At 71.4% G+C, this 14,685-nt stretch carries 19 protein-coding genes and 1 other RNA gene; 13 read left to right on the top strand and 7 right to left on the bottom strand.

Annotated features, from left to right (window positions below):
- Positions 1–152 precede the first annotated feature (152 nt).
- From JMJ56_RS05355 to JMJ56_RS05335, 5 genes are all read right to left on the bottom strand, one after another.
- Positions 153–968, bottom strand: a complete 816-nt coding sequence (locus tag JMJ56_RS05355) for a TIGR00282 family metallophosphoesterase (RefSeq protein WP_202830539.1) — start codon at positions 966–968, stop codon at positions 153–155.
- Positions 969–972: 4 nt separating this feature from the next.
- Positions 973–1,566 (bottom strand): 5-formyltetrahydrofolate cyclo-ligase, encoded by a 594-nt coding sequence (locus JMJ56_RS05350; protein ID WP_202830538.1) that lies wholly within the window; start codon positions 1,564–1,566, stop codon positions 973–975.
- Positions 1,553–1,707, bottom strand: a non-coding RNA gene (ssrS, locus tag JMJ56_RS05345) — 6S RNA. Before ssrS ends, JMJ56_RS05350 begins: the two co-directional genes overlap by 14 nt.
- Positions 1,708–1,739: 32 nt before the next feature.
- On the bottom strand, positions 1,740–2,063 hold the full coding sequence (locus tag JMJ56_RS05340; RefSeq protein ID WP_202830537.1) for a cell division protein ZapA: 324 nt from the start codon (positions 2,061–2,063) through the stop codon (positions 1,740–1,742).
- Between the two features lie 11 nt (positions 2,064–2,074).
- Positions 2,075–2,320 carry a hypothetical protein gene (locus JMJ56_RS05335; protein WP_202830536.1) on the bottom strand — a complete coding sequence of 82 codons (246 nt, stop codon included), beginning with the start codon at positions 2,318–2,320 and terminating at the stop codon, positions 2,075–2,077.
- Positions 2,321–2,393: 73 nt separating this feature from the next.
- Here JMJ56_RS05335 and JMJ56_RS05330 point away from each other — a divergent pair, with 73 nt between their 5' ends.
- The 7 genes from JMJ56_RS05330 to JMJ56_RS05300 all read left to right on the top strand — a co-directional run bounded on the left by JMJ56_RS05330 (position 2,394) and on the right by JMJ56_RS05300 (position 6,927).
- Positions 2,394–2,831, top strand: coding sequence for a hypothetical protein (locus JMJ56_RS05330; protein WP_202830535.1), 438 nt, complete (start codon positions 2,394–2,396; stop codon positions 2,829–2,831).
- Positions 2,832–2,895: 64 nt separating this feature from the next.
- On the top strand, positions 2,896–3,822 hold the full coding sequence (locus JMJ56_RS05325) for a class I fructose-bisphosphate aldolase (RefSeq protein ID WP_202830534.1): 927 nt from the start codon (positions 2,896–2,898) through the stop codon (positions 3,820–3,822).
- A complete protein-coding gene (thiE, locus tag JMJ56_RS05320) occupies positions 3,819–4,457 on the top strand; it encodes a thiamine phosphate synthase (protein WP_202830882.1) in 639 nt (212 codons plus the stop codon). The genes JMJ56_RS05325 and thiE overlap by 4 nt, the downstream gene beginning before the upstream one ends.
- A complete protein-coding gene (locus tag JMJ56_RS05315) occupies positions 4,454–4,870 on the top strand; it encodes a bleomycin resistance protein (protein ID WP_202830533.1) in 417 nt (138 codons plus the stop codon). Before thiE ends, JMJ56_RS05315 begins: the two co-directional genes overlap by 4 nt.
- The gene (locus tag JMJ56_RS05310; protein WP_202830532.1) at positions 4,860–5,741 is read left to right on the top strand and encodes a PhzF family phenazine biosynthesis protein; all 882 of its coding nucleotides are present in this window, start codon (positions 4,860–4,862) and stop codon (positions 5,739–5,741) included. Before JMJ56_RS05315 ends, JMJ56_RS05310 begins: the two co-directional genes overlap by 11 nt.
- The gene (locus JMJ56_RS05305) at positions 5,734–6,459 is read left to right on the top strand and encodes an FkbM family methyltransferase (RefSeq protein WP_202830531.1); all 726 of its coding nucleotides are present in this window, start codon (positions 5,734–5,736) and stop codon (positions 6,457–6,459) included. The genes JMJ56_RS05310 and JMJ56_RS05305 overlap by 8 nt, the downstream gene beginning before the upstream one ends.
- Positions 6,460–6,510: 51 nt before the next feature.
- A complete protein-coding gene (locus JMJ56_RS05300; RefSeq protein ID WP_202830530.1) occupies positions 6,511–6,927 on the top strand; it encodes a DUF2171 domain-containing protein in 417 nt (138 codons plus the stop codon).
- Positions 6,928–6,938: 11 nt separating this feature from the next.
- Here JMJ56_RS05300 and epmA read toward each other — a convergent pair whose 3' ends face one another.
- Complete coding sequence (gene epmA, locus JMJ56_RS05295; RefSeq protein WP_202830529.1) at positions 6,939–7,967, bottom strand: EF-P lysine aminoacylase EpmA; 1,029 nt, start codon at positions 7,965–7,967, stop codon at positions 6,939–6,941.
- 11 nt (positions 7,968–7,978) lie between these two features.
- Here epmA and JMJ56_RS05290 point away from each other — a divergent pair, with 11 nt between their 5' ends.
- Positions 7,979–8,986 carry a lysine-2,3-aminomutase-like protein gene (locus JMJ56_RS05290; protein ID WP_202830528.1) on the top strand — a complete coding sequence of 336 codons (1,008 nt, stop codon included), beginning with the start codon at positions 7,979–7,981 and terminating at the stop codon, positions 8,984–8,986.
- Here JMJ56_RS05290 and JMJ56_RS05285 read toward each other — a convergent pair.
- Positions 8,971–9,558: a hypothetical protein gene (locus JMJ56_RS05285; RefSeq protein ID WP_202830527.1), complete on the bottom strand. Its 588-nt coding sequence runs from the start codon at positions 9,556–9,558 to the stop codon at positions 8,971–8,973. The genes JMJ56_RS05290 and JMJ56_RS05285 overlap by 16 nt on opposite strands.
- Positions 9,559–9,837: 279 nt before the next feature.
- Between JMJ56_RS05285 and efp the strand changes: the two genes are divergently transcribed.
- The 5 genes from efp to JMJ56_RS05260 are packed head-to-tail and all read left to right on the top strand — an operon-like array spanning position 9,838 to position 14,647.
- Positions 9,838–10,407, top strand: a complete 570-nt coding sequence (gene efp, locus JMJ56_RS05280) for an elongation factor P (RefSeq protein ID WP_202830526.1) — start codon at positions 9,838–9,840, stop codon at positions 10,405–10,407.
- Between the two features lie 15 nt (positions 10,408–10,422).
- The gene (locus JMJ56_RS05275) at positions 10,423–11,277 is read left to right on the top strand and encodes an inositol monophosphatase family protein (RefSeq protein WP_202830525.1); all 855 of its coding nucleotides are present in this window, start codon (positions 10,423–10,425) and stop codon (positions 11,275–11,277) included.
- A 46-nt stretch (positions 11,278–11,323) separates the two neighbouring features.
- Complete coding sequence (locus JMJ56_RS05270) at positions 11,324–11,848, top strand: OmpA family protein (RefSeq protein WP_202830524.1); 525 nt, start codon at positions 11,324–11,326, stop codon at positions 11,846–11,848.
- A gap of 25 nt (positions 11,849–11,873) precedes the next feature.
- Positions 11,874–13,022 (top strand): flagellar motor protein MotA, encoded by a 1,149-nt coding sequence (locus JMJ56_RS05265; protein ID WP_202830523.1) that lies wholly within the window; start codon positions 11,874–11,876, stop codon positions 13,020–13,022.
- On the top strand, positions 13,022–14,647 hold the full coding sequence (locus JMJ56_RS05260; RefSeq protein ID WP_202830522.1) for a peptidoglycan -binding protein: 1,626 nt from the start codon (positions 13,022–13,024) through the stop codon (positions 14,645–14,647). The genes JMJ56_RS05265 and JMJ56_RS05260 overlap by 1 nt, the downstream gene beginning before the upstream one ends.
- The last annotated feature ends 38 nt before the right edge of the window (positions 14,648–14,685 follow it).

Genomic DNA, 14,685 nt, shown 5'->3' with positions numbered 1-14,685 from the left:
TTTTTTGCCCAGAACGCGACGGCGCCCGGGCCGCCTGTCCCCGCCTCAAACCTTAAATCCCCCAAATCCGGCCATCGAACCGAAGCTTTCCAACGGCTTGCCAACCGCCGATTTCAAGCCTTCAGGAATTAAAGCCGCGACAGGCGGGGTTCCTAAACTCTCGGCATCGCCTGCGACAGCCGTCCACCCAACCGCACCGGTGCGACGCCCAGCGCCAGCCCGGTCGCATCGTCCGTCTCGACGAAGAGCCCGCAGAGCGTCGCCTCGCCCTCCGCCGGAGCCAGCTTCTCCCCCGGCATCTTACGCCAGAAGCGCAGCGCCGCGCCGCCCTTCTGCATGCCGATGACGCTGTCGTAGTCGCCGCACATGCCGGCATCGCTCTGGTAAGCGGTACCGCCGGCGAGGATCTGGTGGTCCGCCGTCGGCGTATGCGTATGGGTGCCGATCACGAGGCTGGCGAGGCCGTCGAAGCTGTGGCCGAAGGCGTATTTCTCGCTCGTTGCCTCGGCGTGCACGTCGATCACTGCCGCATGGATGGTCTGACCGAGGCGATGCCGCTGCAACTCCGCCTGGACAGCCCGGAAAGGGTCATCCAGCGCGTCCATGAACAGCCGGCCCATCACGTTGACGACGAGCGCGCGACGGTTGCCGGGCACATCGACAACCACCGCACCGCGGCCGGGCGTACCGGGCGGGAAATTCGCCGGGCGGATGACGCGCGGCTCGGTCTCGAGGAAGGGGATGATCTCCTTCCGGTCCCAGGCATGGTTGCCGAGGGTGATTACATCGGCCCCGGCGGCGAGGAAGGCGCGTGCCATATCGGGCGCGAGGCCGAAGCCATGGCTGGCATTCTCGCCATTCACCACGACGAGGTCTGCGCGGAGGCTGGCACGGAGGCCGGGGAGTTTCGCCGTCAGGGCATCACGCCCGCTGCGGCCGACGACATCGCCGAGGAAAAGAAGTCTCAACCGGTCACACCCCGCATCGCACCACGCCCGTTTCCGTCGCCACCATGGGCAGTCGCCAATCCTCGGGGCCGGCCGGCACCTCCGCCACCTCCTGCGCGGCATAGGCGCAGCCGATGGGCGTCGCGCCGGGCAGCAGGGCCAGCGTCCGGTCGTAATAGCCGCCGCCATAGCCGAGGCGGCGGCCGGCGCGGTCGAAGGCGAGCAAGGGCACGAGGAGCCAGTCGGGCGTCACTGCCTCGCCCTCGGCAGGCTGGCTTGTGCCCATGGGTCCGCGCGCCAACGCAGCACCGAATCGCCAGCGGCGGAAGATCAGCGGCTGGCCGCGGCGCGGCGTCACCGGCAGGGCGAGCGGATGGCCCCGCGCCTCGAGCGCCTGGAGCAGCGGGCGGATGTCGATCTCCTCGCCCATCGGCCAGAAGCCGGCCACGAGGGCGCCGGGGGGCGGCGGGGCTTCGGCGAGGAGTTGCTCGGCCAAGGGCGCGCCGAGCCGCGGGTCGCAGCCGGCGCGCCGGGCAAGCGCATGCCGGCGGGCCTCGGCCTTCAGGCCGGTGAGCAACTCGGCGCAGAAGGCCGTACTGTCTGAGTGCGGAGCCACCATGGCCGTCGGCGTCTCATCCTCCCAAGGCCTGCGTGAGCAGGTGGGCACCGGGTACCCGGACCAAGATCCGGACAGAGCCAGCTCCCGGAGGATGCTTATTGGCCCTGGGGATGAATTACCTGACGCACCGGGCAGCCCCGCCTGGTGCATATAGGCACTGCGGCCGCCCGAGGCTAGGTGCCCCTGTCCAGCGTCTGCGCCAGCCCCTCGATCCGCTCGGCGATGCGCGCCAGACGGTCTGCGAGCTGCGGGTCGGCCACGCCCGGCTGGCCGCTGCGCAGGCGGTCGATCTCCACGCGCAGGTCGCCGCCCTCGTCGGCCAGCAGCAGTGCGACATGCAGCAGCATCCGTGCCTCGGAGAACTGCCCGCCCATGCCGCGGATCAGCCGGACCTTCTCCTCGATCTGCTGGGCGAGGGCGAGGACATGCCCCTCCTCGCCGTCCTTGCAGCCGATGGTGTGGCTGTAGCCATTGACCCGGACGGTGACCTGCCCCACGCGCTACCCCCTCAATACGTCTCGGCCGGCGGCGGCTCCGCTGACGCCTCCGGCCGCAGCTCCTCCGCCAATGCTCCGCGCAGCCGGGCGATGGTCGCCTCCAGCCGCTCGGCCATGGCGGCAACCTCGGCACGGGGCACCATGTCGCCCTCGGCGGCTGGAAGATGGCCGCGGGCGAAGGCCTCGGTAAGCCGCTCCACCGCCGCTTCCAGGCGCGCCGCCGCCGCCCCGACCGGATCCCTCGCGCTGTCGCTCATGCCTCTCCACCGGGACGCGTCGCCGGCGGGCGCGCGCTGGACGGCGCCGCACCGGCATGCTGGAAGGCTTCGCATGGGTGCCGAGGCGGGTCAACGGCCAGAGAAAATGCCGGGGGTGCTGCCGCCGGCCGTCCGGGTGCATGGGCGGGCGGAAGCGGAGGCGGCGCTGGCCCTGGCCGGGCCAGATGGCGTCACGCTGCTCTCGGCACCGGGGATGGCGCCGGGCGTCTTCCAGGCCCTGGTTGCGGCGGCGGCACGGCCGGGCCAGCCGCATCGGGTGATGATGGATTGCGCCGATGCGCCGGGCCTCGCGCTGGCAACGCTGCGGGCCGGGCTGCGGCTGCTGGTCCTGGCCCCCTGCCCGGCCTTCGACGCCGTCGCCGCCGCGGCGGAGGAATGTGGTGCGGAACTCCGGCCGGAGCCGCCGCCGACCTTCGATTTGGGGCGGATTGATCTCAATTCGCCCGGCGGACGCAACAAGCTCGCGCAATGGCTACGTGCGGCCGGGTGACAGGAACGCAACCCCGCGCTACAGGACGCGCCGCCCGCGACGATACGGCTGAAAAGGGACTCCGATGAAGCTTTCCCGCAAGGTCAAGGATATCCTCTCCTGGTATGAGAGCGACAACCCGGGGACCAAGGCCAACCTCGCCCGCATCCTGATGGAGGGCAAGCTCGGCGGCACCGGCCGCATGGTGATCCTCCCGGTCGACCAGGGTTTCGAGCACGGCCCGGCACGCTCCTTCGCGCCGAATCCGGCCGCCTATGACCCGCGCTACCATTTCGAGCTGGCGGTCGAGGCGGGGCTCAACGCCTATGCCGCGCCGCTCGGCATGATCGAGGCGGGGGCGGCGAGCTATGCCGGCGCCATCCCGACCATCCTCAAGGTCAACAGCTCCAACAGCCTCTCCACCACCAAGGACCAGGCGTTGACGGGCAGCGTCTCCGACGCGCTGCGCCTCGGCTGCTCGGCCATCGGCTTCACCATCTATCCGGGCTCCGAGTACCAGTTCGAGATGATGGAAGAACTGCGCGAGATGGCGGAGGAGGCGAAGGCCGCCGGCCTCGCCGTCGTCGTCTGGTCCTATCCGCGCGGCCCGATGCTCGACAAGGTCGGCGAGACGGCGCTCGACATCTGCGCCTATGCCGCGCACATGGCGGCGCTGATGGGTGCCCACATCATCAAGGTGAAGCCGCCAACCGAGGCGATCTTCCTCGATGCCGCCAAGAAGACCTACGACAAGTCGCCGGTGCCGAACCTCGCCGAGCTGTCGGGCCGCATCACCCATGTGGTGCAGGCCTGCTTCGGCGGTCGCCGCCTGGTGGTTTTCTCCGGCGGCGAGGCCGGCACGGTCGACAGCATGATGGCCATGGCGCGCGGCATCCATGCCGGCGGCGGCAACGGCTCGATCATCGGTCGCAACACCTTCCAGCGGCCGAAGGCGGAGGCGCTGCAGCTGCTCTCCGACATCATCGGCATCTACAAGGGCCCCGCCGCCTGAGCGAGCAGGGCTGCCGGCTCTACCTGATCACCCCGCCGGCCTTCGAGCCGGCGGGGTTTTCGGCGCTGTTGGCGGAAGCACTGGATGCGGGCGACGTCGCCGCCCTGCAGATCCGGCTGAAGGACGCCGATGACGATGCGGTACGCCGGGCGACCGAGGCGCTGCTGCCCGTAGCGCAGGCCCGTGGCGTCGCCGTGCTGATGAACGACCGCGCCGACCTCGCCGTGGAACTCGGCTGCGACGGCGCCCATCTCGGCCAGGAGGATGGCGACCCCGCCGCCGCGAGACGCCTGCTCGGCCCCGAGCGGACGCTCGGCATCACCTGCCACGGCAGCCGCCACCTGGCGATGGAGGCCGGCGAGATCGGCGCCGACTACGTCGCCTTCGGCGCCTTCTTCCCGACCTCCACCAAGGAGGCGAAGCACCGCGCCGGCACCGACCTGCTGGAATGGTGGTCGGAATTCTTCGAGCTGCCCTCGGTCGCCATCGGCGGCATCACGGCGGCGAATTGCGCCCCGCTGGTGCAGGCGGGCGCCGATTTCCTCGCCGTGGTCGGCGCCGTCTGGAACAACCCGGAAGGGCCGGCCGCCGGGGTGCGCGCGATGAACCGGGCCATCGCCGAGGCAAGGGGATGAGGCAGCCGGCCCTCGTGCCGGAGCTGATGGTGACGGATCTCCGCCGCAGCCTCGCCTTCTGGTGCGGGCCCTGCGGCTTCGCCGTGCTCTACGACCGGCCCGAGGATGGCTTCGCCTGCATCGAGCGCAGCGGCTCACGCCTCATGCTCGACGAGTTGCCCAAGGACCGGCCGCATCGCTGGCAGGTGGCGGAGACGAAGCCGCCTTTCGGGCGGCACGTGAATTTCGAGCTGGCGGTGGAGACGGTGGAGCCGATCCTGGCGGCACTCGCCGCGATCGGCTGGCCGCTCTTCATGGCACCGGAGGTCAGGCGCTACCGGGTCGGCGCGGGCAGCGTGACCGTGCGGCAATTCCTGGTGCAGGATCCGGATGGCTATCTGATCCGCTTCTCGGAGGCGCAGGATGAGGCTTGAGTTCGAGACGGCGGATGTCTTCACCGGGCGACGCTTCGGCGGCAACCCGCTGGCCGTCGTCTTCGGGGCCGGGGCGCTGGATACGGCGGCGATGCAGCGCCTGGCGCGGGAGTTCAACCTCTCCGAGACCGTCTTCGTGCTTGGGGTGGAGGGCGATGCCGCTCGCATCCGCATCTTCACCCCGGGCTCGGAACTGCCTTTCGCCGGGCACCCGAATGTCGGCGCGGCCGTGCTGCTGGCGCGGCGGCTGGGGCTCGCCGGCGGACGGCTGATGCTCGACCAGGCGGCCGGGCGGGTGCTGGCGCGGCTCGCCAGAGACGCGACGGGCGCAGTGACCGGGGCGGAGATCGAAGCGCCGCGGGCCTTCGCCGAGGCGGCGCCCTTCACGGCGGAGGCGGCAGCGGCCTGTGCGGGACTGCCCGCTTCGGCAATCACCGCACGGGTGCATGCGCCGCTGATCGGCGGCTGCGGCAACCGCATCGCCTTCGCCGAGGTCGTGGATGCAGCCACGCTGGCGGCGGCGAGCCCGGATGCGGCGGCCTTCCGCGCCCATCTGCCGGTGAGCACGGCGACCGGGCTCTATCTGCATGCGCCGCTGCCGGATGGGCGGCGGCGGGGCCGGATGTTCGGGCCGCTGGAGGGCATCCCTGAGGACCCGGCGACGGGAAGCGCGAATGTGGCGCTGGCCGCGCTGCTGCTGCGGGCGGCGGGCGGGGAGGATATCGCCCTGGAAGTCGAGCAGGGGATCGAGATGGGGCGGCCAAGCCTCCTTGCAGTCCGCGCCTGGCGGGATGCAGAGGGCGGGCTGCGTGCCGCGGTCGGCGGCGGCGTGGTGCCGGTCTCGCAGGGGACCATCCTGGCCGATGGATGAACTCGGCTTCCACCGCACCCTGCACCGGGCGGGGACGTTGCTGGACGTCGGGGCGCATGATGGGGGCTTCACCCTGCCCTTTGCCGCCCTGCCCGGCTCGCGGGTGCTGGCCTTCGAGCCACTGCCCACCGCCTTCGCCAGGTTGCAGGCGGCCTGCGGCGGCCTCGCCCATGTCACGCTGCGGCAGGAAGCGCTCGGCGATGCCGCGGGCGAGGCGGTGCTGCGGCTGCCGGTGGTCGACGGCGTACCGAACGAGCAATGGGCGAGCACGGCCAAGAGCTATGCCGGGCATGGGCCGCATGTCGGGGAGCGGCGCATCGTCGTGCCGCTGCGGCGGCTCGATGAATTCGGCATCGACGACCTGACGGCGGTGAAGCTCGATGCCGAGGGGGCGGAGTACGAGGTGCTGCGCGGCGCGACGGAGACGCTGCGCCGCTGCCGCCCCATCCTCTCCATCGAGATCGAGGAGCGCCACCGGCCGGGCAGCACCTGGGCGGTGCCGGCCTTTCTCGACGCGCTCGGCTATGACGGCTTCTGGGAGTATTGGGGCGACTGGCGTCCGATGGCCGAATTCGACCGCGCCACCATGCAGGTGGCGAGCCCGGACCCCGCCGTCTTCAGCGCCTCGGACCCCTATGTCTTCGTTTTCTACTTCCTGCCGCGGGAGCTGGCGTCTTCCATGCTGGATCGGTTGCGGAAGGCGGAAGACGGGAACTGAACCGCAGCCCCTCCCCGGCCGTTGCCTCGGGCGATACGGCAGGAGGGACGCATGGCCAATGCAGCAGACCTCGCCCAGGGCGAGATTCCCGACCACACCCCGGTCATCGGCAGCGACGGGCGGAATGTCGGCACGGTGGACGGCACTGAAGGCGAGTACATCAAGCTGATGCGGGACGAGGCGGGGCAGCACCGCTGGCTGCCGCGCAAGCTGGTAGCGAGCCTCGAAGGTGGGCTGGTGCGGCTCTCGCTTCCGGCGGCGCAGGCGGCGGAGGCCATGGTCGACGAGGCGGCGCTGGCGCAACGGATGGCGCTCGACCCGGATGCCGGGGCGGCCTTCGGCCGGCCGGACGATAGCGGGCCGCATGGCAGCCGGGCCCAGGCGCATGGGCCGAAGGGCAGCCCCGAGCGCCTGAAGGGCGGGCAGCGGCCGGCGGCGGATGGCGGCATCAACACCCACCGGAAATAGGCCGGTGGCGGTCAGGGCAGCGCGGGCAGCCACAGCACGTCGCTGATCCGGCGGGCACCGGAGGCCAGCATGGCCAGCCGGTCGAAGCCGAGGGCGATGCCGCTGCCCTCCGGCATGCCGTGGTCCAGCGCAGCCAGGAAATCCTCGTCGACGTCCCAGGCCTCGCCAGGATGCTGGGCGCGGCGGGCGGCGGTATCGGCGAGGAAGCGGGCGCGCTGCTCCACCGGGTCGGTCAGTTCGTCGAAGGCATTGGCCAGCTCGATACCGGCGGCGAACAACTCGAAGCGCAGAGCCGCGCGCGGGTCGGCCGGGTCGCGGCGGGCAAGTGCTGCCTGGGGCGCGGGCCAATGGGTGAGGAAGGTCGCCCGCTCCCGGCCGAGATGGGGCTCGACCCGCTCCAGGAGCAGGCGGAAGAAAAAGTCTTCCCACCCCTCTCCCGCCCGCGGCGGAATGCCGACGGCGCGGGCGGCAGCGCCGAGCGCCTCGGCATCGCCCTCCGTCGCCAGGATGTCGAGGCCGCCGCACCAGCGGCGGAAGGCCTCGGCCATGGTGATGCGCTCGAAGGGCAGGGTCAGGTCGGTCTCGACGCCCTCATGGCTGACACGAGGCGGGCAGACGGCGCGGACGAAATCCTCCGCCTGCTCCATCAGCCCGGCGAGGCCGATGCCGGGGGCGTACCATTCGAGCATGGTGAATTCGGGGGCGTGGCGCGGGCTGGCCTCCCCGTTGCGCCAGACCCGGGCCAGCTCGAAGACCGGGCCGGCGCCGGCGACCAGCAGGCGCTTCAGCGCCAGCTCAGGCGAGGTGCGGAGCCAGAGGGTCCGCCGCGCGCCGACGCCGAGATGCGGGATGTATTCGCTGCGGAAGGCCTGGAGATGCACCTCCATCCCCGGCACGGGCACGAGGCAGCCGGTCTCGACCTCGGTGAAGCCGCGGGTGGTGAAGAATTCGCGGGTTGCCGCGGTGAGCGCTGCGCGGCGGCGGAGGAAGGGCAGCCGGTTGGCGAGGCTTTCCGGATGCCAGGGCGGCAGGGAGGGCATTGCCGCGGAGCATGCCAGGGATTAGCTCCCACCGCATCATGTCCGCCCGTACCCTTCGCAGCGCTGCCGATCTCGCCCATGCCGGGCTGCTGCCCGCCGATGCCATGGAGGCGGCGGCACGGGTCGGGACGCGGTACAGCATCGCGGTGACGCCCGCGGTCGCCGCGCTGATCGACCGCGCCGACCCGGCCGATCCGATCGCGCGGCAGTACATCCCCCACCCGGCGGAGCTGCTGACGGCGCCGCATGAGCAGGAGGACCCGACGGCAGATGCCCCCTTCACCCCGGTCGAGGGCGTGGTGCACCGCTACCCGGGCCGGGCGCTGCTGAAGCCGCTGCTGGCCTGCCCGGTCTATTGCCGCTTCTGCTTCCGGCGCGAGGCGGTCGGCGCCGATGGCGGGGTGCTCGGCGAGCCGGCGCTGGAGGGGGCACTCGGCTGGTTTCAACGGACGACGACGATCCGCGAGGCGATCCTCACCGGAGGCGACCCGCTGATGCTCTCGCCACGGCGGCTGGGAGCGATCCTCAGGCGGCTGGAGGCGATGCCGCATATCGAGCTGCTGCGCATCCACAGCCGCGTGCCGGTGGCGGCGCCGGATCTCGTCACCCCGGCGCTGGCCGGGGCCCTGGGGGCGGTGACGAAGCCGCTCTATCTCTGCGTCCATGCCAATCATGCGCGGGAATTCTCGTCCGCGGCCGTCGAGGCGCTGGGGCGGCTGCACCGCACAGGCGTCGTGCTGCTCGGGCAGAGCGTGCTGCTGCGCGGGGTGAATGACAGCACGGAGGCGCTGGAGGCGCTGTTCCGCGCCATGCTGCGGGCGCGGGTGAAACCCTACTACCTCCACCAGCTCGATCCGGCGCCGGGGACGGCCCGCTTCGCCGTGCCGGTGGAGGAAGGCCTCGCGCTGCTCCGGGCGGTGCGCGGGCGGGTCAGCGGCCTCGCCTGGCCGACCTATGTGCAGGAACGGCCGGGCGGTGCTGGGAAGGTGCCGCTCGGGCCGGCCTATGCCGGGTCCTGATCGCGCGGGATCGGCTGCGCTTCGGCCTGGCGGCTGACGGCGGGCCGTTCGCGCTCGAGCAGCGGGGCCTGCGGACCCGCACCGAGCATCGGTTCGGCAGGCGGCACCAGCCAGCCCGCCGCATAGGGCCCGCGCACCGCGACCAGGGCGAGGATCGCCAGCAGGAAGAGCAGGCCGAAGGGGAAGCCGTTGCCGATCGTCAGCAGCATGTTGACGATGCCGGCCCCGAGCAGGATGACGAGCAGCACGGCGCTGCGCTGCGGCTCGGTCAGCCCGTCGTACCAGAGGTTCCAGCGGTAGAGGCTGTCGGCGCCCTCGATCCGCATTTGTGCCCGGCCAGGCTGCTCGGGGTGCGGACGGACCCAGCCCATGGCATGCGGCAGGCGCACAGCCACCAGCGCCGCGATGGCGAGGATGACCAGGAGGGCGAAGGGGAAGCCGATCTCGACCGTCAGCCACATGTTGACGGCGCCGATCAGCACCACCGCCCCGGCGACGACGTTGAACCGCAGATCCTCAGGCGCCTGATCATACAGGCGGTTCCAGTGCTGCACGCGCTCGGCATAGGTCATGGTCATTCCCCTCCGGGTTGGATTTCGGGTTGTGTGCTCTCCGGTCTCGATGCGGCCCCGGGCAAAGGGCGGGCGGCACGCTATCGCTTGCGCCGGCGTCATGAAAGCATGCGCGCCAACCGCGGGATCACATGGCCTCGACGGGAAGCCCGCCCAGCATGGAACGGTCGGCAAGGTTGCCAGCGGGAGGCATCCCGATTAAACCCCGGCCGGTCCGCGTGCCGGCCCCGCCGGCGCGCCGCTGCTCATTCCGCCCTTTCAGACGTCAGGTCCCGCCCCATGGCAAAGATGCAAGCCAACCAGATGCGTGCCGGCATGGTCATCGAGTTCGAAGGCCAGCGCTACACCATCCTCAAGCAGAACATCATGATCCCGGGCAAGGGCAACGCGATCATCCAGGTCGACATGCGCAACATCAAGACCGGCGCGAAGAAGGACCAGCGCTGGCGCACGGCGGACACCGTCGAGCGACTGATGACCGAGGACAAGGACTTCACCTACTCCTATGCCGAGGGCGACACGCTGATCCTGATGGATCCGGAGACCTATGAGCAGACTACCGTCTCGAAGGACATCCTCGGCGACCGATTGCCCTTCCTGGTCGAGAACATGACCGTCGGCGTGCGGCTGATCGAGGGCGAGCCGGTGGCGATGACCCTGCCGCCGCAGGTGGTGCTCGAGGTGGTCGAGGCCGACCCGGTGGTGAAGGGGCAGACCGCCGCCTCCTCCTACAAGCCGGCGATGCTGTCGAACGGCGTGAAGACCATGGTGCCGCCCTTCGTCACCACCGGCGAGAAGATCGTCGTCAGCACCGAGGACGCCTCCTACGTGGAGCGGGCCAAGGGCTAAGAGAGGAATCGAGTCTTGGCGTCTCCTGCCCGGCTTTCGCCCGCTCTCAATGTCGTCGTCTCTGCGGTGCAGAAGGCCGGGCGCCGGCTGCTGCGCGACTTCGCCGAGGTCGAGCAGCTCCAGGTGTCGTCCAAGGGGCCGGGCGACTTCGTCTCCCAGGCCGACCTGCGGGCGGAAGAGACGCTCCGCCATGATCTCGGACGGGCCCGGCCGAATTTCGCCTTCCTCATGGAGGAGAGCGGCACCCATGGCGCCGAGGACTGGGAATGGCGCTGGGTGGTCGACCCGCTCGACGGCACCAGCAACTTCCTCCATGGCATTCCGCACTGGGCGATCAGCGTAGGCATCGAGAAGCGGCTGGAGGACGGGCGGAGCGAACTCGTCGCCGGCGTCATCTACAACCCGGCTGCCAACGAAATCTTCTGGGCGGAGCGGGGCGTCGGCGCCTTCCTGAACGACCGGCGGCTGCGCGTCTCCGGGCGGAAGGACATGCGCGAGGCGCTGTTCGCAACCGGAATCCCTTTCGCCGCGGCGCCGCGGCGGGCGGAGTTCACCCATACCCTGGCCCGGCTGATGCCGCAGGTGGCGGGCATCCGGCGCTTCGGCGCGGCGGCGCTCGACCTCGCCTGGGTCGCGGCCGGCCGTTACGATGGGTACTGGGAGTTGAACCTGAAGAAGTGGGACATGGCCGCGGGCCTCGTCATGGTGCGGGAAGCCGGCGGCTTCATCACCGATCCGCAGGGCGGTGACGCCTTCTACTCCGAGGGGAACGTCGTCGCCGGCAACCAGGCGCTCCAAGGCAAGCTGCGCGAGGTGGTGGCGGAGGGTATGGCCGCCGCCGAGGCGAGCCGCCAGCGCCAGGCTGGCTGAGGCCGCGCCATGGACCTCGGCGTCGTCCATGTCCTAGTTTGGTGAAGTGACGCGCTTCACCCTCGCCCTCTGGCTGCTGGCCAGCCTGCATCCGGCCGCGGCCCAGCCGACGGAGACGGAGGAGAGCATCCCCGCCCCGCCCGCCGCGGCGGAGCCGCGCCCAGCCGATCTGGGCCGGCCTGCACCCGCCGCTGCGCCGCCCCGGACCGGGCCGGCCCTGCATGGCCTGCCGGCCTTGCTGGAAGCCCTGCCCGATGGCGGAGTACGGCTGCGCTTCGCCGCCGGGGCCGATGGGCTGCCGCAGGGGGCTGAGGCCGGCCTCGCCGAATTCGGCCGGCGGATTGCCGCCGGCCCACCCGGGCGGGTGACGGTGACGACCCAGGCCTCCGCACCGGTCGCGGATGTCTCCACGGCACGGCGGTTGAGCCTCGCCCGGGCGCTGGCGGTGAAGCAGGCCCTTGCTGCGGGCGGGGTGGCGCCGACGCGGATCGATCTCCGCCCGATGGGCCACACCGCCGAGGCGCTGGACGCCGCCGACATCCAGCCGCCCGTGCCGCCGCCGGCCCGATGAGGCGCAACCGGATGGAGACCGGCCGATGACACCCCCGCTCCGCTTCCTCTGGCGCATGCTGGTTTTCCTGGCGGTGGTGCTCGGGGTCGGGCTGCTTCTGGCGCCGGAACTCGCCACCGCCTTCGGCGCCAATCCGCTGCTGAACGGGCTGATCCTCGGCGTGCTGTTCATCGGCATAGCGTGGAACCTCCGCCAGGTGCTGGTGCTGAAGCCGGAGGTCGCCTGGCTCGAGAATTTCCGGGCGCCGAAGCTCGGCGCCCCGGCCCAGCCGGCGCCCCAGCTGCTCGGGCCGATGGCGAGCATGTTCTCCGCCCGCCGCTCGGACCGGCTCTCGCTCTCGGCGCCGGCGATGCGGAGCGTGCTGGACGGCATCGCCTCCCGCCTCGACGAGACCCGTGAGTTGTCCCGCTATATGACCGGGCTGCTGATCTTTCTCGGCCTGCTCGGCACCTTCTGGGGCCTGCTGCTGACCATCGGCTCGGTTTCTGAAGTGATCGGGGGGATGTCGGTCGGGTCGGGCGACCTCAACCAGCTCTTCAACCAGCTGAAGACCGGCCTCGCCGAGCCGCTGCGCGGCATGGGGACGGCCTTCTCCTCCTCCATGCTGGGGCTGGCGGGGGCGCTGGTGCTCGGCTTCCTCGACCTGACGGCGGGGCAGGCGCAGAACCGCTTCTATAACGAGCTGGAGGAATGGCTGGCGGGCATTACCCGCCTCTCCTCCGGCGTGCTCGGCGATGCTGGCGGCGAGGCCATGGGCAGCGTCCCGGCCTATGTGCAGGCGCTGCTGGAGCAGACGGCGGAGAACCTCGAAGGCTTGCAGCGCATCTTGGCACGGGGCGAGGAGGGTCGGGCCCAGACCGGCCAGGCCATGCTGACCCTCACCGAGCGGCTGACGGTACTGACCGATCAGATGCGGGCGAGCCAGTCCCTCATGCTGCGCGTCGCGGAGCAGCAGGCGCAGCTCGCCCCGGTACTGGCGCGGCTGGCCGATGCGCAGGCGCAGCCGCAGGCCGACGAGGTGCTGCGCGGGCATCTGCGCAATGCCGAGCTGCACCTCGCCCGGCTGGTCGAGGAGGTGGCGCAGGGGCGGCAGCAGGCAACCAACGAAATTCGCAGCGAGATCAAGCTGGTAGCGCGCACGATTGCAGCGCTGTCTGAAGACCAGTCGCGGTAATGGCAAGCTCGGGCGGACGGCGCCGGGCACGGGGGGGTGGCGGGCTCGATGCCTGGCCGGGCTATGTGGATGCGCTGTCGACGCTCCTCATGGTGCTCATCTTCGTGCTGCTGGTTTTCGTGCTGGCGCAGGGCTTCCTTTCCGTCGCCCTCTCCTCGCGCGACCGCGCACTCGACCGGCTGAACCGGCAGGTGGCCGAACTGGCCGAGCTGCTGTCGCTGGAGCGCGGCCAGACAGGCGAGCTGCGCAGCGCCCTCACCCGCACCGCCGAGGAGTTGCGCGGCGCGGCGGCGGCGCGGGACGCCCTGCAGACGCAGCTGCGCGACCTGCGGGAGGAGCGGGACCGGCTTTCGACCGAGCGCGATGCGGCGCGCGGCGAGCGGGACCAGCTGACGGCCCGCCTCGCGGATCTCGAGCTGACCAACCGCGGCGCCCCGGAGCGCATCGCGACGCTGGAGCGCCAGCTGGCCGATGCCTTGCAGCGGGCCGAGGTGACCGGCGGCGATGCCGCACAGACCGTTGCCCGGCTAACCGAGGCGACGCGGGCGCTTGCCGCCGAGCGTGGTGTCCGGCAGCAGCAGGAGACGCGGGCAGCCGATCTCGACCGGCAGCTCGGCGAGGCGCGGGGCGCGACCGAGACGGCGCGGCAGGAGCTGGCTGGGCTGCGGCGGCAACTCCAGGAGGCGCAGGGGCAGCTCGCCGAGGCGCAGCGCCAGCTTGCCGCCATGCGGCAGGAGATGGCGGTGCTGGACCAGCAGGTGAAGGCGGATCGGGCCACCATCGAGGCGCGGCTCTCCGATGTCGCCCGGCTCAACGAGCAGGTGCGGGCCCTGACCGCGCTGCGGGACCAGCTGGAGCGCCAGGCGCAGGAGGCGGCACGGCGCGCCGGCGACGAGGCGCAGCGCCGCACCACGGCCGAGGTGGCCACCGGCAGCGAGCGGGAGCGCCGCCAGGCCGCCGAGCGGGTGGCGGGCGAGCAGACCCGCCTTGCCGAGAGTGCCCGTGCGCAGGTCGCCCTGCTCGGCCGCCAGATCGAGGAGTTGCGCAACCAGCTCGCCCGGATCGCCGCAGCGCTGGATGCGGCCGAGACCTCCGGGCGGGACAAGGATGCGCAGATCAGCGCCCTCGGCACCCGGCTGAACGCGGCGCTCGCTGCCCGCGTGGAAGAACTGCAGCGCTACCGCAGTGACTTCTTCGGCCGGCTGCGCGATGTGCTGGGCGATCGGCCGGATATGCGTATTGTCGGCGACCGTTTTGTCTTCCAGTCGGAGGTGCTGTTCCCGCCCGGCAGCGCCGAGCTGTCCATGACCGGGCAACAGCAGATCAGGGCGATCGCCCGGGTGCTGCAGGACCTGGCGGCGAGGATCCCGCCGGATGTGAATTGGCTGCTCCGGGTGGATGGCCATGCCGACCGCACACCGATCCGCAGCCAGCGCTATGCCAGCAACTGGGAGCTTTCGGCCGCGCGGGCAATCGCCGTCTCGCAGCTCCTGATGGCCGAGGGGCTGCCGCCGAACCGGGTGGCGGCGACGGCCTTCGGCGACAACCAGCCGCTCGATGCCGGCGAGTCGCCGGAGGCGCTGGCACGCAACCGGCGGATCGAACTGCGGCTGACGGATCGGTAGAGCAGACGCGGCCTCGGCGACGTCACCGAACGGGATGA

Source organism: Belnapia arida, from assembly GCF_016773205.1.
In the GTDB taxonomy this organism is placed as follows: domain Bacteria; phylum Pseudomonadota; class Alphaproteobacteria; order Acetobacterales; family Acetobacteraceae; genus Belnapia; species Belnapia arida.
Note: the sequence above shows the minus strand (reverse complement) of the source record. Positions and strands in the feature narration are given on the sequence as shown.